Genomic DNA, 19,651 nt, shown 5'->3' with positions numbered 1-19,651 from the left:
TAACGATCGGCGGATTTCGCGTCCGCAATCGCAGCTGCGTCCGGCTCTTCGAGGCCCGGACGCTTAGGCCCGGCGGATTTAACCTTCCGCCGGGCCTTTTTGCGTGCCGATTCGGGCGGGGGAAGCCGAAATGCAGCTCGGCCGCCCTTCCCGCTTCTTCGCTTTGGGCGTAAAATAGAAGCGCCGACCGCCCGAGAAGCGGAAGGCGCAATTTTTTCTATAATCGCACGTCTATAAGTCGAGGGGGGACTGCCGTCTTTTCGAAGCGGTCCGCCCGAATGATTTTGCCTAAGGAGCGAATGCATAAATGAAAGACGCCACGATTCTGATCGCGGACGACGAGCGGGAGATTGCCGATCTGGTCGCGCTGCATCTGGAGAAGGAAGGTTATCGGACGCTGACGGCAACGGACGGCCGGGAAGCGATACGGCTCGTTCAGTCGCAGCCCGTCGACTTGGTGATTTTGGACATCATGATGCCGAAACTGGACGGATACGAAGTCACGCGGCAGATCCGCGAGCAGTATCGGATGCCGATCATTTTTCTCAGCGCGAAAACGTCCGACCTGGACAAAATCACGGGGCTCGTGATCGGCGCCGACGATTATATGACCAAGCCGTTCAACCCGATGGAGCTGGTCGCCCGGGTCAACGCGCAGCTGCGCCGGTCCACCCAGCTCAACGTGCCGGAGAAGCGGAGTTCCGTGCTGGAAGCGGGCGGGCTGACGATCGACCCGGAGCAGCGCGAAGTAAAAGTGTACGGAAAGGTCGTCGAACTGACGCCGAAGGAATTCGATATTTTATACCTGCTCGCCGGCCACCCGAAAAAGGTGTTCAGCGCGGAGAACATTTTCCGGCATGTGTGGGGCGACGATTATTACGAGAGCGGCAATACGGTCATGGTGCATATCCGCACGCTGCGCCGCAAACTCGGAGAGGACGCCGAGAAAAACAAATGGATCAAAACGGTCTGGGGCGTCGGGTACGCGTTCAATGGCTAGATTGACAAGCAGCTTCCGTTTCCGCATGATTCTGCTGCTGGGGCTCAGCATGCTGCTGTCCGGCGGCGTCACGTACGCGATCTACAAGGCGCTGCAGATCTACTATGTGGAAAACGCGAAAGTCGGCGACCCGCTGGCCCAATTCCGCAGGCTGATCCGCGACTTCGGCGACCTGAACTTTTTCCTGATCTTTTTCGTGCCGCTGGCGATCCTGTTCTTTTTCTGGCTCACCAAGCCGTATTCCCGCTATTTCCGCGAAATTTCGATCGGCATCAACCGGCTGGCGAGCGGCGATTTCGAGGGGCGCGTGGAGATCCATTCCAACGATGAGTTCGGCAGCATCGCAGCGGATATGAACGCGGCCGGCGAACAGTTGAAAATGGCGGTGAAGCGCGGCGACTTTGCGGAGAGCAGCAAAGACCAGCTTGTGCTGAATCTCGCCCATGATCTGCGAACTCCGCTGACTTCCGTGCTCGGTTACCTGGACTTCATTCTGCGCAGCGAAGAACTGACGGAAGAGCAGGTTAAGCATTATGTAACGATTGCATTCACCAAATCCCGGCGGTTGGAGCGGCTGATCGACGAGCTGTTCGAGATCACGCGAATGAATTACGGCATGCTGACGATCGATACGCAGCCGTTGGATCTGAGCGAGCTGCTGGTACAGATGAATGAGGAGATGTATCCGGTATTTGAAAAAAGTCTCCTGATCACCCGCACGGATGTCGAGCCGGAGGTGCAGATTCAGGGCGACGGCGAGCTGCTGGCCCGCGTATTCGAGAATTTGCTGACCAACGCGGCCCGCTACGGACGGGACGGCCGGTATGTCGATATCGCCTGCCGGGCCGAAAATGGGGAAGCAATCGTATCCGTGACCAATTACGGAGACTTTATCCCGCCCGAGGAGCAGCCGCATCTGTTCGAGATGTTCTATACCGGTGATCGTGCGCGTACGCAGCAGAGCGGAAGCACGGGGTTGGGGCTGTTTATCGCCAAAAATATCGTGGAACGCCATCAAGGCCGTATATCCGTGCAAAGCGACGCGATTCGGACAGAGTTTGAAGTGCGTCTGCCGCAGGCCGGACCTATCGATCAGGGATAGGTTCGGCTTTTTGTATGGATGGCACGGGAAAGAACGGATGGCGAAGAGGGGTTTGACAATAGAGGTTTACTCGGATAAACTTCTTAGCATTAGGTTTACTTCGATAAACCTTTTTGCGCAATTCGAAATTCAGGAAGTTCGAAATTTGTAGAAGTTCGACAGTGGAGAGAATCCGAAAATGAACGGGGAAAGTGGGAAGAGTCCGATGGAAACGTACAAGCTGTTCGATGCCGAGTACAAGTTTGCCAGTCTGGTATGGGATAACGAACCGATCAATTCGACGGAACTTGTCAGAATCAGTCAAGAAGAACTGGGCTGGAAAAAGTCGACGACCTACACGGTGCTGCGCAAGCTGTGCGAGAGGGGGATTTTGCGCAACGAAGAGGCTGAGGTTACGGCAATCGTCAAAAAAGAAGAAGCGCAGCGGCACGAAAGCCGGGCGGTCGTGGATCGAACGTTCGGCGGTTCTTTGCCGCAGTTCATGACCGCTTTTCTGGGCGGCAAGAAAATATCCGCAGCCGAGGCGCAGGAGCTGAAGCGGATTATCGAGGAGGCGACCGATGAGTGACCTGATCACCGGCCTGTTCCTCAAAATTGTGAATATGAGTGTCACAGCCAGTTATATTGCGGCCTTGGTCATTCTCGTAAGACTGCTGCTGTTAAAGGCACCCAAAGCTTATTCTTACGCATTGTGGTTGGCGGTGGCGGTCCGTTTGATGCTTCCTGTCAGCTTCACTTCGGAATTGAGCCTGCTTCGTCTCGCCGATACCGATGCCGCATCGGCCGCTGGCTACATAGGTACGCTGCCTAAATTTACGGCGGTGGAGAAAGTCGATCTGATCTCCGTCGGTACAGAAAAAGTCGGGACGCTGATCCGCGAGTCGAATTTGCCGGCTGCCGGCATGCTGGACCAATTGGTTCGTTGGCAGTTTCAGCCGGCCAAGGCAGTCTGGATTTGGCTGTTCGTCGCGGCCGCGCTGCTGCTCTACAGCTTGATCTCTTATATCCGTCTTCGGATACGAATTCGTACAGCGACCAAGGTGAGGATCACGGGATACGGACGCGTATACGAAAGCGACCGGATCGATACGCCTTTCGTCTGCGGCTTTCTGAAGCCGAGCATCTACCTGCCTTCCGGCATGGACCCGGACCAACTGCCCGGCATTCTGGAACATGAGCGCAAACATATTTCGCGCGGCGATCATTGGATCAAACCGTTTGCTTTTCTGCTGCTGACTCTTCATTGGTTTAATCCGCTCATGTGGCTGAGTTATCGTCTGATGAGCAGAGATATGGAGATGTCCTGCGACGAAAGCGTACTTCGGAAAATGGGGGCCGGAGCGAAGAAGCGGTATGCGTCGTGCCTGCTGTCGATTTCCGAAGGGAAAGACAGCCAGCTGCCGGGCAGTCCGCTATTTTTTGGCGAAAATGACGTCAAGTCGCGGATTAAGCGCGTCTTGGCCTACCGCCGCCCTTCTGCCCGGATGCCGATTCTGTTCGTTCCGGCGATCGTGCTGCTGATTGTAGGCTGTACAGCCGATCCTGCGCCGCCTTCCGCAGTCCTTCAAGCTCAGAGAACTTACTTGGGCTACGAGGTTGAATCGCTGCGGGAAGGTAAAACCCTGTATGTCGGAAACTTTTCAAAAGTAGGCAATCTGCTGGGGCAGCTGCCCCAGCCTGCCGGACTCCAGTGGGCAGGGATGCGGCTTGAAACGACAGACCGTCCATATGGGATTATTGCCCGCTATAGCCTGGACGATTCCGCAGAGACGGGAGACACGGAGGAACGTTCGGAGCAGGCGGAGCGGGTGCAGGCCTACCGCAATTCGGTTCTGCTGCTGAGCCTGATCGACAATGTGGACCGGATTACGTATTCGCTGCCCGACTCCGACGACCCCTCCGGCGAACAAAAGCTTGACCTGGTCGTTACACGGGAAGAAGCGGAGAAGCGGCTTGGACAGGATGTGCGCCGATATGCCGAAACCGAAGAGGGACTCAAGACATTGATCGACCGCTTGGAGAAGACGGAAGTTGATTCTTTCTAAACTGGAGAAGCGGGGAATATCGCCAGCTTTGTAAGGATCGCCGTTTCCATATTTAAGAAAAATTTTAACTTTGCCTCGCTTTTTCTTAACCGACTTCTTCTATACTTGGGGAAGAGAGCGACGGGAAGGAAGATCGGAATGAAAAAAGGAATAAAAAGATGGGGAGTCATAACAGGGATCGTCGCGCTTCTGCTTGTCTTGGCGGTCTTTAAGCTTCTGGATCAGCGGGGAGTACTGGGCGATCATTACGAATCGGCGGACGGCCTGATTCAGGAGATCGCGCTGCGCAGCAGCGGCGAGAAGCTCAAGCCGGAGGAAAATCGGCCGTACGAGGGCGACCTGCTGCTCGTGAACGGCGATCATCCGGTTCGGGCGGAAGGCACGCAGCCCGACGTCACGGAGCTGTACGGACATCCCGAGCTGACAGGCCGTGCCTCGCTGATGGACAGCGGCATCCGCCTGTCGCGCCGGGTCGCGCTGAAGTTCGTCGTCATGCTGGACGCGGCGGCGGAAGACGGCGTGTCGCATTTTCTGATCAGCAGCGGGTACCGGGACAAGCTGGAGCAGAGCCGGCTGTATAAGGAAAAAGGAGCGGACTACGCCCTGCCGGCCGGGTACAGCGAACATCATCTGGGACTGGCGCTCGATATCGGATCGACGGAAGGGCAGATGGGCGAGGCGGACGAAGGGAAATGGCTGGAGCGCAACGCGGCGAGATACGGCTTCGTGCTGCGCTATCCGGCCGACAAGACGGACGTGACCGGCATTTCTTTCGAGCCGTGGCATTTTCGCTACGTCGGACTGCCCCACAGCGTACTGATGCAGAAAAACGAGCTGGTGCTGGAAGAGTATCTGGATTTGCTGCAGCAGAAAAAGGCGATCTCGACCACGATCGGAGGCTCGAAGTACGAGGTCTGCTACTACGGACCGGACGACCTGTCCGAACTCCGGGTACCGAAAAACCGCGATTACGCCCTCTCGGGCGACAATCGCGGCGGTCTGATCCTGACGGTGTATCCGTAAAAACATTTGAAATCAGACGTGCTCGAACATGCGATCGAGGGCGTCTTTGGCGTCTTCGGCGATAGGAGCGGGGACTTTGATGATGCCGGTCGGCTCGCCGCGGTCGATGCATTCCAGCGACCAGAGCAGATGCGGCAGGTCGATCCGGTTCATGGTGAGGCACGGGCACAGATCCGGATTGAGCGAGACGATCTGCTGCTCCGGATGCCGGGCCGCCAGGCGGCGGACCAGGTTCATCTCCGTTCCGACCGACCATTTGCTGCCGGCCGGCGCTTCGTTGATCCGGTCGATGATATATTTGGTGGAACCGGCGTCGTCCGCGGCCGTCACGACGTCATGCGTGCACTCGGGATGCACGATGACGCGAACTTCCGGGTCCCGCCGCTTCGTTTCTTCGATCTGCGCGGTCGTGAACTTTTCGTGTACCGAGCAGTGGCCTTTCCACAGGATGATCCGGATTTCTTCAGGATCTCGGTCGGTCAGCAGCCGCTGCGCGTAAGGGTCCCATACCGCCATCTCGTCCAGCGGAATGCCGAGCTGATAGGCCGTGTTGCGACCCAGATGCTGATCGGGCAGGAACAAGATCCGTTTCTTCTGCTTCAAGGCCCAGGATATGACCTGACGGGCGTTGGACGACGTGACGGTGGCGCCGCCGCGGCGTCCGACGAACGCTTTGATCTCGGCCGTGGAATTGACGTAGGTCAGCGGCAGGATCGTATCGCCGACCTGTTCGGTCAGCAGGCGCCAGGCGATTTCGGTCTGGGCCATGTCGGCCATATCCGCCATCGAGCACCCCGCCCGCATATCGGGCAGGATGACGGTCTGGTCCGGCTGCGTCAGGATATCGCAGGTCTCGGCCATGAAATGCACGCCGCAGAACACGATATGGCGCGCTCTGGTGTTCTGGGCGGCCAGGCGCGCCAGCTCCAGCGAGTCTCCGGTCACGTCGGCGAATTGAATGACTTCGTCGCGCTGATAATGGTGCCCCGGGATAAGCAGTTCGTCGCCGTACTTCTTTTTAATCTCCGTAACCCGGCGTTCCATCTCCGCGACCGGAAGCTCCCGGTACGCATCGGGCATCAATTGATATTGGGGCATGATTTCATTGAATATGGACATGCGATTCTCCTACCTTTCCGATTCCGGCCCGCGTTCGGAGCCGGGAACGATATCCATGCTGATGTCGAGACTGGTCACCGAATGGGTCAAAAACCCGAGCGAGATGTAATGGACGCCCGTGCCCGCATACGCCGGCAGCGTGCGCATATCGATTCCGCCCGAAGCTTCCGTGACGATGTGCGGCGGGGTCATCTGCGCGAATCGTCTGACCGTATCGGGACCGCAGTTGTCGAACATAATGATGTCCGCGCCCGCGGCGATCGCTTCCTGCAGCTGCTCTTCGTCTTCGATCTCGACCTCGATCTTGACCATGTGACCGCTGTACGCCCGGGCTTTGGCGACGGCGGCCGTAATGGAGCCTTCCGCCGCGATATGATTGTCCTTGATCATGATGCCGTCGTACAGCCCGAAGCGGTGATTGTATCCGCCGCCCGCCGTGACCGCGTATTTTTCCAGCATGCGCAGACCGGGCGTCGTCTTGCGGGTGTCGCAGATGCGGATCGACGGATCGTTCAGCGCCTCGACCGCCCGGCGGGTCGCCGTGGCGATCCCGGACATGCGCTGCAGCAGATTCAGCGCGACCCTTTCTCCCGTCAGCAGGGTGGACGGATTCCCCGTCAGCACGGCGATATTTTCGCCCCGGACGACGGGGTCCCCGTCTTTTTTCAGCAGGGAGACGTCAATGTCCGCATCCAGCAGGGCAAACGCTTCGCGAATCACTTCGACGCCGGCCACAATGCCGTGCTGCTTGGCATGGATGACGGCCTGCTGCGGACCGGAATCCGAGATCAGCTGCGCGCTGAGATCCCCGCTTCCGATATCTTCCATATAAAAGTGTTCCAACATTTTTCTTAAAGGGATACGCTGCATTCGCTGGTGGTCCTTTCTTTGGCTAAAATGGGGGCTGCCGCCGCCTTCGTATGGGTAACGGTCCGGCCCGACCACTCGGAATCGAGCCGCGCCGGGTAATCCGCGCGATAGTGCGCTCCGCGGCTCTCCGTACGCAGCAGGGCGGAACGGACGACAAGGCGCGCAAGCTGCCAGAGACGGGCCAGCTCCGCTTTTTCACGGGTCAGATCGGATAGCGGAACAGACTCAGTCGGCAGATTCCGCAGCCATTGTTCCAATTGGCGCAGTCCTGCGTCATGACGGACGATCGAAGCATGCAGGCTCATCTGCCGCTGAAGCTCGGCCGGCTCCGCCAGCGGAACTTCGAGCGCGCCGAGGTTTTCGGCGGGCGGGAGACGGGAGAACTTCGGCTCCGTCCGTTCCGAGTGCCGGCGCGCCGCATAGCCGAAGCTGTGCCGCGCCGCTCTCTCGCCCAGTACGAGAGCTTCGAGCAGCGAATTGCTGGCCAGCCGGTTGGCGCCGTGCAGGCCGGTGCAGGCGGCCTCTCCGATCGCGTACAGTCCGGGAACGCAGGTGCTTCCCGAGCCGTCGACCTTGATTCCGCCCATCATGAAATGCATGCCGGGAGCGACGGGAATCCTGCCGGCTTCGATGTCGATGCCCGCCCGTTCCAGAATGCCGGTGATGGTCGGGAACCGCTCGCCGAAGCGCTCGCAGCCGCTGATGTCCAGATGGATGTCACGGCCGTTTTGCATCTCCGCGTGAATCGCTCTGGCGACGACGTCCCGCGGGGCCAGATCGCCCAGAGGATGCCGGCCTTCCATGACGGCGCGGCCTTCTTCGTCCCGCAGCACCCCGCCTTCTCCCCGCACCGCTTCGGAGATCAATCCGTAGGTTGTGCCGTTTTTCACCAACACGGTCGGATGAAACTGCATGAATTCCAGATCGCACAATTCGGCTCCCGCTTCGTAAGCGAGCATCAGGCCGTCTCCCGTGATGCCGGAATCCCCGGTGTAGCGGGCATACAGGCTTCCGCAGCCGCCGCTCGCGATGACGACCGCGTCCGCCCGGAACTCGGTCAGCCTGCCTTCGTGCAGAGCCAGCGCGCCGGCGCAGCGGCCTTCTTCCACAATCAGCTTCAATACGGTCGTATGCTCCAGAATCGAAGCGCGTCCCGAAGTCCGGTCGAGCAAGTATTCCATCAGCACGCGGCCCGTGGCATCTCCGCCCGCGTGAAAGATGCGATGGAACGAATGGGCGCCTTCCAGGCCGAGCCGAATGCGGTTCCGCGCGTCCCGGTCGAACGGGAATCCGTCCCGGGCCAGCCGGTTGACGAGTGCGCTGCCTTCCGCAAGAAGATCTTGGACGAGAGCGGGATCGTTATGGCCGTCTCCTGCCGTCAGCGTATCCCGAACGTGCGAATCCACGGAATCTTCGGGCAGGCGGACGGCGGCGATCCCGCCCTGCGCATACATGGAATTGCCGCTTCGGACGGAGGCTTTGGTCAGGAGCCGCCCGCGGCAGCCGCCCGGCAAGGAAGCGATCAGCGAGAGGGCTGCCGCTCCGGCTCCGATAATCAATACGGATGGCTTGGACAAGATGAATCCACTCTCTTCCTTGTTTGTTTATCCCATTTATTTACATGATAAATTACAGGTGTCTTGACACCTATATTTACACAAACATAAACTAAACTCAAGTCCATTTGCATAAACCGCTGGATTTATGCCGGAAGAGAGGTTATCCATGATTTATCTCGATTATGCGGCTTCTTCGCCCCTATGCGAAGAAGCGCTGCAAACGTTAATGACGATGAGCCGCGACGTCTATGCGAACTCGAACAGTCTGCACGACGGGGGCGGACATGCCTCGCATATCTTGGAACGAAGCCGGGAATTCGTGGCGGAATCGATCGGGGGCCGTGCCGAAGGGCTCTTTTTCACGAGCGGCGGCACGGAGTCCAATCTGCTCGCGATTCAAGCGTTGGCGAAGGGGCTGCCTCCGGAACGCAGGCATATTCTGACTTCCGTGCTGGAGCATCATTCGGTCAAACTTGCCTTTGCCGGGCTGTCGGCGCTCGGATACGAAGTGGATTATATTCGGCCGGACGCTTCGGGACGCCTAACGCCGCAGCAGATCGAGCCGCTGCTGCGCCCCGACACCGGCCTGGTCTCGCTTCAGCATGCCAATTCGGAAACGGGGCTGGTGCAGGATCTGCCCGGCATCGGCGCCTTTTTGCATGAGCGCGGCATCCTGCTGCATACGGATGCCGTGCAGTCGTTCGGGAAAATCCGCTTCTCCGCCGAAGAGCTCGGCGCGGACGCGATCTCGATCTCGGCCCACAAAGTTCAAGGCCCCAAAGGAGTCGGCGCGGTGTATATCCGTCCCGGCGTTCCTTACGTTCCCGTCCATCCCGGATCTTTGCACGAACGCGGTTTCCGTCCGGGAACGGTCAATGTGCCGGGGATCGCCGCCTTCGCCTCCGCCGCCGTCTATACGTGCGGCCAGCTCGAAGAACGAGCGGATCGTTATCGGCTGCTCAGGCGGCATCTGAAGGAGCGGTTCCGCGAATTCGGCCTCTCCGCTTATGTGGTGACCGACCGTCTGCCGGGCGGCGAAGCGAACGTTCTGCCCCATATTGCAGGCTGCGCCGGCTTGGGCTACGAAGGCCAATATGTTATGCTGGAATGCAACCGAAAAGGCATCTGCATCTCTACCGGAAGCGCCTGTTCGTCGGGACAGCATGCCGTTCCCGAAACGCTGATCGCGCTGGGGCTGTCGGAGGGCGAAGGCCATTCTTTTTTCCGGATTTCCTTCGGTCCCGACACGACAACGCGGCATCTGGATCTTCTGGTTCGGACGCTGCATGAATTGGAGCAAACCAAGTAAGGCATACACCTACACGAAGAAGGGAGGTTCCTGCCGATCCCTATGGAAGAAATCAAATTGACGGGAGAACAGCGTCGCGGCAAGCTGCTGGAATGGCTCAAGCAGTCGTCTCCGCTGACCGGAAGCGAGCTGGCCAGAAGGGCTTCCGTATCCAGACAGGTCATCGTTCAGGACATGACGCTGCTCAAAGCCCGCAATCATCCTATCCTGGCCACGAGTCAGGGATATCTGTATTTGACGGGCAGCGAAGAGCCGAAGATCGAGAAGGTCATTGCCTGCAAGCATGATCGTTCCCGCACGGAAGAAGAGCTGCTGCTGCTGGTGGATCACGGGGTCAGCGTCGACGACGTGATCATCGAACATCCGGTATACGGGCAGCTGACGGCGCTGATCCGGGTCGGCACGCGCAGCGAAGCGTTCGAATTCATCGAAAAAATCACGTCGACCGGGGCTTCTTATTTGTCGGAATTGACGGGCGGCATCCATCTGCATACGATCTCCGCGCCCGATGCCGACCGAATCGAAAAAGCCTGCGCCGCGCTCCAACAAGCCGGCTTTTTGGTCGAGGACTGAAAGCCGGGCCATACAAGCACAAGCAGGTCAAATAGACGTTCATACCGGAGGCACGGGAGGAATTATGGGGAAAATCAAATTGGCCGTCATCGGCCTCGGCAATATGGGACGGCACATGATCCGCAGCCTGGTGCCGCAGTATGCGGACCGGGTCGAATTGGTCGCGCTGTGCGACAGCCGGGAAGACGTGCTGCGGAGCGAGAGCGAAGCGGCCGGCGGAGCAGCCGCGCCGTCGCTGTATACGGATTATCGCGAGCTGCTGGCGGAAACCGACGCGGATCTGGTCTATATCGCGGTTCCTCCTTCCATGCACTTCGATGCCGCGCGTCTGGCATTCGCACGCGGCATCCATGTCTTTTGCGAGAAGCCGCTCGCGAACAGCCTCGAGGAAGCACAAGAGATGGTGAAGCTGGCGCAGCGGGCGGAAGGTCTGCTGAACGTCGTTCACTTTTCCTTCCCGCTGGAAGCGCCGGTTCTGGAATTCCGGCGGCGGGTCGAACGCGGAGACGCCGGAGATATCCGCAGCATCGATCTGTATCTGGAGTTCCCGCAGTGGCCGAGGGCCTGGCAGCAGAACGATTGGATCTCGACGCGCCGCGAAGGCGGTTATCTGCTCGAAGTGGGCGTCCATTGGATTCAGATGATCCAGCAGACGTTCGGCCCGATCGTAGCGGTGCGAAGCGAGATCGAATTCCCGGAAGACGAGAACCTGTGCGAGAAGACGGTGCGGGGAAGTCTGCGTCTGGAAAGCGGATCGGAGATTCGCGTCACGGGCAGCGACCGCCGCGAAGGCGGCGAACGCGTCTCGCTCGTCGTGCAGGGTTCCGGAGGCACCGTCGCGTTGGAGAACTGGGGCAGCTTGTTCGCCGGCCCGGCCGGCGAAGAGCCGCGGCCGATCGAAGTACCGGAGGAAGACGGCGAACTGCCGATCTTCGGGCAGGTGCTGAACCGACTGGAAGGCAAGCCCGGCACCGCGTACGACTTCCGCGACGGATACAACGCGCAGGTGGTGCTGGAAGCGCTGCGGAATCCGGCGGAAGGTTGGACGGACTTGAAGGAGCGGTTGATCTCGGCAGAAGTCTGAGCATCCCGCAGCCTCGCCGGACGAATGGACGTATTCCAAACCGAAAAAACCCGCCCTCCTGACGGAGAGCGGGTTCCCGGAAACCAAGCGGTTTACAGCCCTCGCTGAAAACCGCTTTTTTTATCGTGCGAATCGATCGTGCCGGAGAAGGCTCAGTGATCCTCCGAATGCCGCTCCCCGACCTGGAAGTCGTCCGCGTGCTCGAACATGTGGCGGACCGTCAGCGCGTCCTGCCCGGTCAGCTTCCGGAAGTCGTCCGTGAACAAGTCCATCTTGCCCTCGCGGATCGCCTGGCCGAACGTAACCATGCCTTCGGACGAGAACGGAGCTTCCGATCCTTCTTGGAATACGCCGTCCGTCGTTCTCGGCACGCCCATGGCGTCGAACACGGCGTAGTTTTCTTCGTCCGTCGTTTCCAGATACGAGACGGAGTGGCCTGTCACTTCGTTGCCGATATGGATAAAGTCCGTGATCGTCATCAGCTCCGGCCCGTTCATGTTCAGAATCGCTTCGTGATACTCGGTCGATGCCAGCGCGTATGCGACCGCTTTGGCGCAGTCTTTACGGGAAATGTAGGCCATTTTGCCGTCGCCCTGGTTGTTTTTCAGCACGCCGTCGCCTTTGACGTACGTAAAGTAGTTGGTGATCATCGCTTCGGCGTATTGGGAGTTGCGCAGGAACATATAATCCAGTCCGACCTTTTTGACGTAGTCCTCGGTGTAGACGTGATCCAGTTTCTCGACGCTCGGATTGCTCTCGTCGTCGGCGTTCACGAGCGACGTGTACACAATCTGCTTCACGCCCGCTTGTTTGGCCGCATCCACGACGTTTTTGTGCGCCCGCCGGCGCTTTTCGCCGACGAACGGCATGGAGATCAGAGCCAGCTTGTCCGCGTTCGCGAACGCCTCGGCCAGTCCTTCGCTATGATTGAAATTCGTGACGTGCGTTTCGATGCCCATTTCCGCGTATTTTTGCAGGGAGGCCGGGTTATAGGCGCAAAAGATCAGTCGGTCTTTATCCACGAGATTGACGAGAAATTCGGCGGCTTGTCCGCCCAGGTTTCCGTCGACTCCGGTCAGCAGCAGTTTATCCATGAGAATCGTCACTCCTCGATCTGTTTTGGTGTCGAATGAATCGGTTCATCTTTACACCCTCATATTATGTGAAAATAATTACAAAGTCTAACGCAAAAACCGAATGACCCATTGGGAAATCAAATCGGTTCGCGAAGATGGTCGAGGAAAGCCGCAAGCGCGGGATTGGCGTTGCCCGCCAGATAGCCGGCTTCGATGCGGAACGCGTGGTGCGAGTCTTCGATCGGAATCAGCCGAATGTCTTCATGCAGCGCGGGCAGCTCATAGCGTTCGGGGAAAAAGCCGATCAGAAGCTCCGTCACGATATAAAAGAGTTCCGTCTCCACGTCGTCGACGCTGCGCGCGATGTCGGGACGGTAGCCGTCCTGCGCGGCATGCTCGATCATGAGGTCGTACGAGCCGCCGATGGCGTCCTGATTCAGCATGACGAGCGGATGGCGGTACAGTTCCTCCTTCGGGATGGAATTCAAGGCATGCAGCGGATGGCCGGTGCCGACCGCCGCGCAGTAGCGTCCCTCGTACAGGGGAACGGTCCGGATGTCCGGTCGGCCGGCGAACTCCGAATCGAATGCCAGCGCAACGTCGCAGATCCCTTTTTGCAGATGATCCGCCGCATCCTTAAGCCGCCCCTTGTTGAGTTCCAGCCGGATGTCGGGATGTTTGCTTCGAAAAGAAGGGATGCGCGGCAGCAGGTTCTGCACGTCGGTCACCGCGGCGTACCGGATGCTGAGCGAGCGGGCCTGTCGGCTGCGGTAGTTGTCCATGTTCGTCTTCATGCGGGCGTACTGCTTCCAGAGGAGGACGGCTTCCCGGTAAAAAAGCATGCCCGCCTCCGTCGGCTCGATCGGCGTTTGTTTGCGGTCGATCAGACGCGCGCCGAATTCGTCTTCGAGCGCGGCGATCTGCTGGCTGACCGTCGTCTGCGAAACGAAATTTTTGCGCGCCGTTTCCGTAAAGCTGCGGCATTCGACAAGGTCGATCAAATAACGGATTTTGCGCATGTCCATGTCGGGGACTCCTTTCTCGGCTTCGGACGCGTCCGAACCGGGCATGAATGGGCCTGGCGAGCAGATCGGGATCAGGAAAAGTCGATATCGAACTTCTCGTAGCGCGCGTCGTCGAACAGATGCCGGAATCCGCGGAACGGCCGGCCGCAGTCCAAGACCATGAGACTGTTCAGCGGAAGCTCGGCTATCCTGTCCGGACGGTTCCACTTCCTCGAATTGAGGATTTGAAGTTCGCGCAGCGCGCCCAGATCGGCCAGGACGTCGGCGTCGACGATGCTTCGGATGCCGTTCAGAAGCAGCGCCTCCAGGTTCGCGAACGGTCGCAGTAGGGCGGTATCGAAGTCGAGCCCCATCCCGAGCAGGGCCAGCGCCCGGAGTCCGGCCGGCGCGTCTTCCAGCCATTCGCCGTTTCCCCCGCCCGAAACGAGCAGCACTTCCAGATCGGGAGCGTAAGAGGCCAGATCGCCGTGCCGGCGCCGGTCGAAGCTCAGGTAGCGCAGGCGGGGCAGCAGCGCTTCGATGCCTTCGAGCGCCGCTTTGCAGTCCGGCGAATCGGCGTCGTCATAAAGGATGAGACTGTCGATCGAGGTGTCGCCGAGCATATCCCAGTCGATCCGACCGTCCGGCAGCGGGCCCTCGGTGTTGATCACCATAAGCTTGCGCAGGCTCTGCGGCAGATCGCCGGGCTGCAGCCGCGTCAGCAGGGCAAGCGGAAGCTGCAGGAAGTCGAGCCGCGAGCAGCCGCCCAGCGCCTTGGGCAGACGGAACTTGGCCGCCTGCATTTGCTTGTATGTAGGCATCAGCCGCAGGGCGAGCGTCCGCGGATCGAGATCCGGCTGCCGGCTCCAGCGGGCCTCCGCCGCGCCGTCATCGACGAAGACTTGACAGTCGGCGGCGCGGCCGACGCACAAGTAATGTTCGCGGTCGATAGCGGTATAAGGTTCGCTTAAACGGTCGAACAAATCCGTATGCACGAAAAGGCCTCCTTTGTCGGAAAACGGGTATATTTCCATCATACCGGAAAAAGGCGGCCGGGCGCCATGCCGCGCCTTTAACCGTAATCGCAGCGCAATCGAACCCTATTTTTTATAAACAAGGAGCTGATTCCATGTCCGTCCCGTCCGCTTACAACGCCGCATCGGATGCGAAAAATCCGCAGAAAGGCCACCGTCTCGCCGATATGCCCGTCCACGATCCGTTTATCCTCGCCGACCGGAGAAGCGAGACGTATTATTTGTACAGCGGGGCATCCCCGCGGCTGAACGGCGTCGATCGCCACGGCGTGCTGTTCTACAAAAGCACGGACCTGGAAGAATGGGAAGGCCCGTACGTCGCGTTCGCGATTCCGGACGGCGTATGGGCGAATCCGCGGCACGGCGCCTGGGCGCCGGAAGTGCACGAGTACATGGGGCAGTATGTGCTGTTCGTGACGCTGCACAACGAAGATCGCCCGCTCGAAGGCGGACCGGTCGACGGATACGCCAGACACTGGCGGGGAACGGCGGCGGCCGTCTCCGATTCGCCGGAAGGTCCGTTCGAGCTGCTGAATCCCGAAGGTCCGGTGCTGCCGCCCGAACTCATGACGCTCGACGGCACGCTGTACCTCGACGAAGGCGGGGCGCCCTGGATGGTGTACTGCCACGAATGGGTGCAGACGCTGGACGGCACGATCGAGGCGGTCCGGCTGACGGACGACCTGTCGTCGACGCTCGGGGAGCCGATCGTGCTGATGCGGGGCTCGGACGCGCCGTGGCTGAAGCCGTCCGCCGGCAGGAAAGCGGCGAAAGCTTCCGGCGGAACCAAACGGACCGAAGGCGGCTCCGAGCCGAGCGAAACGGAAGGCGTGTTCGTGACGGACGGCTGCCAGCTCTGCCGGACTTCGGACGACAGCCTGGTCATGCTCTGGTCGAGCTACGAAGACGGCAGCTACGTGCAGACGATCGCGCGTTCGGAGAGCGGAAGGATCGAAGGGCCGTGGGAGCAGCTCGATCCGCTCGTGAAGGAAGACAGCGGTCACGGCATGCTGTTCCGCGCGTTCGACCGGGAATGGAAACTGGTGCTGCACCGCCCGTTCGCCATGCCGGAGTCGCGGGCGTATCTGTACGACATGAAGGACGCCGGCGACCGGTTCAAGCTGGCGAAGAAGAAGTAGCGGCCCCCGTTCGAACGCCGGCTTCCGAACCGGACCGGACGAAAAGACCGGAAGCGGCGCGGCGGATTCCCGCCGGCTGCCTCCGGTCTTTTGCCGCGTTCCGGCCTTTTTGCCGCGCCGAACCGCCGCTTGCTCCCGACTTTTCTACCTGCCGCCGCGCCTGTCGCGAGGAGTGCCGCCGTCGCCGCCGTTTTGGCGCATGTCCACTCTCAGCCACAGGATGCCGCTGACCAGCGCATACAGCGCGACGAACAGGACGAAGAGGCCGGCGAGCAGATTGTCCAGCATCAGAATGCCGGTGACGAGCAGGATCGCCGCCAGGACGAAGCGCAGAACGGAACGTTTATATTTCATGAGTCGCTCTCCTTTGTATGGAAACTGTCCCACCTGCTACGCGGCAGAAGCCCGATCGGTTTCAAACCGGGGAAGCGGCGCGCAGGCGAACCGGATGTCGGCTGCCGGGCAAATGGTGTACAATGACAATAGGATTTGAATGATTTTTGGTTTATAGTAAATATAGACAAGATATAGACACAAATTTTCCGGAGTGGAGCCTTACTTCTTGTAGCACCCGGGCAGGCAGACCTGCTCTTTTTTGCAAATATACGAGATAAGGAAGGTTTTATATGAGCAGCGTACAGAAAAAAACAGACGTGATCTTAATCGGAGCCGGAGTCATGAGCGCGACGCTGGGAACCCTGCTGAAAGAGCTGGCGCCGGATTGGGAAATCAAGGCGTTCGAAAAGCTTCCCAGCGCGGGCGAGGAAAGCTCCAACGAATGGAACAACGCGGGCACGGGCCATGCGGCGCTGTGCGAACTCAATTACACGACGGAAAAAGCGGACGGTTCGGTCGATATCTCGAAAGCCGTCAATATCAACGAGCAGTTCCAGCTGTCCCGGCAGTTCTGGGCGAACCTGGTCAGCCGGGGATTGATCGCCGACCCGCGCGAGTTCATCCGTCCGATTCCGCATATGAGCTGGGTCACGGGCGAGAAGGACGTCGAATTTCTAAGCAAGCGATTTAAAGCGCTGTCACAGAATCCGCTGTTCCAGGGCATGGAATATTCCGAGGATCAAAGCAAGCTGAAGGAATGGATTCCGCTGATGATGGAAGGACGCGACCCGAACGAAAAAGTGGCGGCGACCAAGATCGATTCCGGCACGGACGTCAATTTCGGCGCGCTGACGCGGCTGCTGTTCGATCACCTGAAAACGAAAGGGGTCGAAGTGCAGTACCGCCACGCGATCCGCGACATCAAGCGGGCGGGCGACGGCGGCTGGCAGGTCAAAGTGCAGAATCTGCAGAACAACAAAATCGAGTATCATCATGCGCGCTTCGTCTTTATCGGCGCGGGCGGCGGCAGCCTTCCCCTGCTCCAGAAGACGGGCATCCCGGAATCCAAGCGGATCGGCGGATTCCCGGTCAGCGGATTGTTCATGGTCTGCAAAGACCCGGCGATCGCCGAGAAGCACCATGCGAAAGTGTACGGCAAAGCGAAGCTGGGCGCGCCGCCGATGTCCGTTCCCCATCTGGACACGCGCTACATCGACGGCAAAAAGGCGCTGCTGTTCGGTCCGTTCGCGGGCTTCACGCCGAAGTTCCTGAAGACGGGCTCCAATATGGACCTGATCGGTTCGGTCAAGCCGAATAACCTGTTCACGATGCTGGCCGCCGGGGCGAAAGAAATGGGACTGACCAAGTACCTGGTCCAGCAGCTCATGCTCTCGAACGCCCAGCGGATCGGCGAGCTGCGCGAGTTCATTCCGGACGTGAAAGACGCGGACTGGGAAGTCGTGACCGCCGGCCAGCGCGTTCAGGTCATCAAGGACACGCCGCAGGGCAAAGGCACGCTGCAGTTCGGCACGGAAGTCGTCAGCGCCGCCGACGGCTCGGTCGCCGCGCTGCTCGGCGCTTCGCCGGGCGCTTCGACGGCGGTGCACGTCATGCTTGAAGTGATGCAGCGCTGCTTCCCGCAGCAGATGCCGCAGTGGGAGCCGAAGATCAAGGAAATGATTCCTTCGTACGGCCTGAAGCTGACGGACCATCCGGAACTGTTCGAACAGATCTTCGATTCGACGGCGGACGCGCTGGGGCTGGAGAAAGTGGCGGCGGTGCGGGGCTGATTTCTACTAAATGACCATAATGTGATGAACCTAATATGTATCTACTTGTTTTTAGTTTATGTTAAATATATCTTTTCAAGGAATTATATTAAAAAAGATGGAAGTGACATGATGGCTGAATTGATACAAGTTTTTGGAGTAAGTAAGGATATGGTATTGAGTTACATTGAAAGAGAACAAGTTGATGGAAAATTCAAGGAAGCATTAGAATCAGACAAGCACATTATAGTTTATGGTTCTTCAAAGCAAGGGAAATCAGCACTCCGCCGAAAGCACTTGACAGAAGAAAATGAAGTTTTAATACAATGCGGGCCACAACACGATACAGCAGGAATATATTCCTCTATCCTAAGACAGTTAGATGTTTTACTGGAAGACTCTTTTTCTGAAAAAAGAGCGAGTAATGGCGAAATAAATGCCAGCATTAAAGTGAAGGCAAAGTTGCCTTTTATCGGCGGTGTTGAAGCTGACCTTGGTGGCAAAAGTGTAGGTGGCTCAGAAACTACAATAGGTTATAAAACTATTGATATAAACTTAGAATTAGCTCAAGATATTGGAGAAGTTATCAAAGAAACTAACAAGAACAAATTTGTTATATTAGAGAATTTTCATTATCTAAATGATGAAGTTCAACAGAAATTAGCCTTTGACTTACGTTCCTTTCAAGAAATCGGCATCAGATTTATTATTTTAGGAATATGGAGAGAAAGAAATCGGTTAAATCAGTTTAATGGTGATTTAGTCGATAGAATTATTGAAATTCCAGTCGAGCCATGGGAAGATGAGGATTTTGAAAAAGTAATTCATAAAGGTTCTAAAATTCTTAATATCGCCTTTTCCGATGAGATCAAAGACAAGATAAAAGAAATATCCTTCGGAAATATTGGAATTGTTCAAGAACTTTGTAAACAGTTCTGTTTAGAATCTAACATTAAAAATTCGGTACGTGATATTGTAACTCTAGAAGATTTAGATAAACTGGATAAAGCAGTGTCAACCAAAGTTAGAGACTATAGTTCAAGACATCACAGAGCTCTAGAGAGTATAGCAGATGCTAGTCGTTTGTATGAAAGAGGGCTTTTCCTGCCTTATTATATAGTGAAAATAATAATACAATCCGATATTGATGATTTAAAGCAAGGCCTTCAGAGGGGTACTATTCATAGTAAGATAAAATTAGCCCATTACCGACCGGATGATGTGCGAAATGGAGACATGACAAATCTTTTACATGGATTAGGTAGTCTTCAAAATAAAAAGAAAATTGTACCGCCTTTGTTTGACTATGATTTGTCTAATAGAACGCTACGTGTGATAGACTCGACATTGCTTTTTTACCTCAAATTTACTGATACTAACACGCTAGTGGAAGAACTTCCTGATCCTTCAGAGAATTTAAGTTAGTTGTTACGTAAGTAGCTTTAAAAGTGCCATTTTAAAAAGAGTGGCACTTTTAATTTATCCGTTTTTGTTTTGTCGCGCGAAGTAATGATTTACTGCTTTTAGCTATGCCATCGTCTTCGTCCCTTTCAGAGTAAATGGAAAATCCTTTCCTTACCATACTGGAAGAAAGTTTCTGCAGACGGCG

General features: G+C 57.5%; 18 protein-coding genes. 11 read left to right on the top strand and 7 right to left on the bottom strand.

The genetic code is table 11. From position 1 onward, the window contains the following. Positions 1 to 307 precede the first annotated feature (307 nt). From GYN08_RS14390 to GYN08_RS14370, 5 genes are all read left to right on the top strand, one after another. Complete coding sequence (locus GYN08_RS14390) at positions 308 to 1,000, top strand: response regulator transcription factor (protein ID WP_166275346.1); 693 nt, start codon at positions 308 to 310, stop codon at positions 998 to 1,000. Continuing rightward, positions 993 to 2,102 carry a sensor histidine kinase gene (locus GYN08_RS14385; RefSeq protein ID WP_166275344.1) on the top strand — a complete coding sequence of 370 codons (1,110 nt, stop codon included), beginning with the start codon at positions 993 to 995 and terminating at the stop codon, positions 2,100 to 2,102. The genes GYN08_RS14390 and GYN08_RS14385 overlap by 8 nt, the downstream gene beginning before the upstream one ends. 205 nt (positions 2,103 to 2,307) lie before the next feature. Then, positions 2,308 to 2,670, top strand: a complete 363-nt coding sequence (locus tag GYN08_RS14380) for a BlaI/MecI/CopY family transcriptional regulator (RefSeq protein ID WP_166275639.1) — start codon at positions 2,308 to 2,310, stop codon at positions 2,668 to 2,670. Beyond that, positions 2,663 to 4,147 (top strand): M56 family metallopeptidase, encoded by a 1,485-nt coding sequence (locus GYN08_RS14375; protein ID WP_206023751.1) that lies wholly within the window; start codon positions 2,663 to 2,665, stop codon positions 4,145 to 4,147. The genes GYN08_RS14380 and GYN08_RS14375 overlap by 8 nt, the downstream gene beginning before the upstream one ends. A gap of 138 nt (positions 4,148 to 4,285) precedes the next feature. Beyond that, positions 4,286 to 5,170, top strand: coding sequence for a M15 family metallopeptidase (locus GYN08_RS14370; protein ID WP_206023750.1), 885 nt, complete (start codon positions 4,286 to 4,288; stop codon positions 5,168 to 5,170). Between the two features lie 12 nt (positions 5,171 to 5,182). On the opposite strand, the gene nadA is transcribed toward GYN08_RS14370, so the two are convergent. Genes nadA through nadB form a run of 3 tightly spaced genes read right to left on the bottom strand, consistent with a single transcriptional unit; the run spans position 5,183 to position 8,736 of the window. Beyond that, positions 5,183 to 6,289: a quinolinate synthase NadA gene (gene nadA, locus GYN08_RS14365; RefSeq protein WP_166275342.1), complete on the bottom strand. Its 1,107-nt coding sequence runs from the start codon at positions 6,287 to 6,289 to the stop codon at positions 5,183 to 5,185. Positions 6,290 to 6,298: 9 nt separating this feature from the next. Next, positions 6,299 to 7,159, bottom strand: a complete 861-nt coding sequence (gene nadC / locus GYN08_RS14360; protein WP_166275340.1) for a carboxylating nicotinate-nucleotide diphosphorylase — start codon at positions 7,157 to 7,159, stop codon at positions 6,299 to 6,301. After that, positions 7,141 to 8,736 carry an L-aspartate oxidase gene (nadB, locus tag GYN08_RS14355; RefSeq protein WP_166275338.1) on the bottom strand — a complete coding sequence of 532 codons (1,596 nt, stop codon included), beginning with the start codon at positions 8,734 to 8,736 and terminating at the stop codon, positions 7,141 to 7,143. The genes nadC and nadB overlap by 19 nt, the downstream gene beginning before the upstream one ends. Before the next feature lie 148 nt (positions 8,737 to 8,884). Here nadB and GYN08_RS14350 point away from each other — a divergent pair, with 148 nt between their 5' ends. The 3 genes from GYN08_RS14350 to GYN08_RS14340 all read left to right on the top strand — a co-directional run bounded on the left by GYN08_RS14350 (position 8,885) and on the right by GYN08_RS14340 (position 11,684). Continuing rightward, on the top strand, positions 8,885 to 10,027 hold the full coding sequence (locus GYN08_RS14350; protein WP_166275336.1) for an IscS subfamily cysteine desulfurase: 1,143 nt from the start codon (positions 8,885 to 8,887) through the stop codon (positions 10,025 to 10,027). 42 nt (positions 10,028 to 10,069) lie between these two features. Next, the gene (locus GYN08_RS14345; protein ID WP_166275334.1) at positions 10,070 to 10,600 is read left to right on the top strand and encodes a transcription repressor NadR; all 531 of its coding nucleotides are present in this window, start codon (positions 10,070 to 10,072) and stop codon (positions 10,598 to 10,600) included. A gap of 64 nt (positions 10,601 to 10,664) precedes the next feature. Further along, a complete protein-coding gene (locus tag GYN08_RS14340) occupies positions 10,665 to 11,684 on the top strand; it encodes a Gfo/Idh/MocA family protein (protein ID WP_166275332.1) in 1,020 nt (339 codons plus the stop codon). 152 nt (positions 11,685 to 11,836) lie between these two features. On the opposite strand, the gene GYN08_RS14335 is transcribed toward GYN08_RS14340, so the two are convergent. The 3 genes from GYN08_RS14335 to GYN08_RS14325 all read right to left on the bottom strand — a co-directional run bounded on the left by GYN08_RS14335 (position 11,837) and on the right by GYN08_RS14325 (position 14,759). Beyond that, a complete protein-coding gene (locus GYN08_RS14335; protein WP_166275330.1) occupies positions 11,837 to 12,778 on the bottom strand; it encodes an NAD(P)H-binding protein in 942 nt (313 codons plus the stop codon). A gap of 119 nt (positions 12,779 to 12,897) precedes the next feature. Continuing rightward, a complete protein-coding gene (locus tag GYN08_RS14330) occupies positions 12,898 to 13,785 on the bottom strand; it encodes a LysR family transcriptional regulator (protein ID WP_166275329.1) in 888 nt (295 codons plus the stop codon). A 71-nt stretch (positions 13,786 to 13,856) separates the two neighbouring features. Further along, complete coding sequence (locus GYN08_RS14325; protein ID WP_166275327.1) at positions 13,857 to 14,759, bottom strand: hypothetical protein; 903 nt, start codon at positions 14,757 to 14,759, stop codon at positions 13,857 to 13,859. Between the two features lie 134 nt (positions 14,760 to 14,893). Between GYN08_RS14325 and GYN08_RS14320 the strand changes: the two genes are divergently transcribed. Continuing rightward, a complete protein-coding gene (locus tag GYN08_RS14320) occupies positions 14,894 to 15,937 on the top strand; it encodes a glycoside hydrolase family 43 protein (protein WP_166275325.1) in 1,044 nt (347 codons plus the stop codon). 144 nt (positions 15,938 to 16,081) lie between these two features. Here GYN08_RS14320 and GYN08_RS14315 read toward each other — a convergent pair whose 3' ends face one another. Beyond that, positions 16,082 to 16,291 (bottom strand): hypothetical protein, encoded by a 210-nt coding sequence (locus GYN08_RS14315; protein ID WP_166275323.1) that lies wholly within the window; start codon positions 16,289 to 16,291, stop codon positions 16,082 to 16,084. A gap of 272 nt (positions 16,292 to 16,563) precedes the next feature. Here GYN08_RS14315 and GYN08_RS14310 point away from each other — a divergent pair, with 272 nt between their 5' ends. Both GYN08_RS14310 and GYN08_RS14305 read left to right on the top strand, forming a co-directional pair. Then, positions 16,564 to 18,063 (top strand): malate:quinone oxidoreductase, encoded by a 1,500-nt coding sequence (locus tag GYN08_RS14310; RefSeq protein WP_166275321.1) that lies wholly within the window; start codon positions 16,564 to 16,566, stop codon positions 18,061 to 18,063. Between the two features lie 108 nt (positions 18,064 to 18,171). Further along, positions 18,172 to 19,467: a hypothetical protein gene (locus tag GYN08_RS14305; RefSeq protein WP_166275319.1), complete on the top strand. Its 1,296-nt coding sequence runs from the start codon at positions 18,172 to 18,174 to the stop codon at positions 19,465 to 19,467. Positions 19,468 to 19,651: the final 184 nt, after the last annotated feature.

It is taken from the genome of Saccharibacillus alkalitolerans, from assembly GCF_011090185.1.
Classification (GTDB): Bacteria; Bacillota; Bacilli; order Paenibacillales; family Paenibacillaceae; genus Saccharibacillus; species Saccharibacillus alkalitolerans.
This window is presented reverse-complemented; position numbering and strand designations above follow the sequence as displayed.

Bases quoted from the DNA above. Each gene is read 5' to 3' on its own strand.
- GYN08_RS14390 (WP_166275346.1), top strand. From the start codon at position 308: ATGAAAGACGCCACGATTCTGATCGCGGACGACGAGCGGGAGATTGCC.
- GYN08_RS14385 (WP_166275344.1), top strand. From the start codon at position 993: ATGGCTAGATTGACAAGCAGCTTCCGTTTCCGCATGATTCTGCTGCTG.
- GYN08_RS14380 (WP_166275639.1), top strand. From the start codon at position 2,308: ATGGAAACGTACAAGCTGTTCGATGCCGAGTACAAGTTTGCCAGTCTG.
- GYN08_RS14375 (WP_206023751.1), top strand. From the start codon at position 2,663: ATGAGTGACCTGATCACCGGCCTGTTCCTCAAAATTGTGAATATGAGT.
- GYN08_RS14370 (WP_206023750.1), top strand. From the start codon at position 4,286: ATGAAAAAAGGAATAAAAAGATGGGGAGTCATAACAGGGATCGTCGCG.
- nadA (WP_166275342.1), bottom strand. From the start codon at position 6,289: ATGTCCATATTCAATGAAATCATGCCCCAATATCAATTGATGCCCGAT.
- nadC (WP_166275340.1), bottom strand. From the start codon at position 7,159: ATGCAGCGTATCCCTTTAAGAAAAATGTTGGAACACTTTTATATGGAA.
- GYN08_RS14350 (WP_166275336.1), top strand. From the start codon at position 8,885: ATGATTTATCTCGATTATGCGGCTTCTTCGCCCCTATGCGAAGAAGCG.
- GYN08_RS14345 (WP_166275334.1), top strand. From the start codon at position 10,070: ATGGAAGAAATCAAATTGACGGGAGAACAGCGTCGCGGCAAGCTGCTG.
- GYN08_RS14340 (WP_166275332.1), top strand. From the start codon at position 10,665: ATGGGGAAAATCAAATTGGCCGTCATCGGCCTCGGCAATATGGGACGG.
- GYN08_RS14335 (WP_166275330.1), bottom strand. From the start codon at position 12,778: ATGGATAAACTGCTGCTGACCGGAGTCGACGGAAACCTGGGCGGACAA.
- GYN08_RS14330 (WP_166275329.1), bottom strand. From the start codon at position 13,785: ATGGACATGCGCAAAATCCGTTATTTGATCGACCTTGTCGAATGCCGC.
- GYN08_RS14320 (WP_166275325.1), top strand. From the start codon at position 14,894: ATGTCCGTCCCGTCCGCTTACAACGCCGCATCGGATGCGAAAAATCCG.
- GYN08_RS14315 (WP_166275323.1), bottom strand. From the start codon at position 16,291: ATGAAATATAAACGTTCCGTTCTGCGCTTCGTCCTGGCGGCGATCCTG.
- GYN08_RS14310 (WP_166275321.1), top strand. From the start codon at position 16,564: ATGAGCAGCGTACAGAAAAAAACAGACGTGATCTTAATCGGAGCCGGA.
- GYN08_RS14305 (WP_166275319.1), top strand. From the start codon at position 18,172: ATGATGGCTGAATTGATACAAGTTTTTGGAGTAAGTAAGGATATGGTA.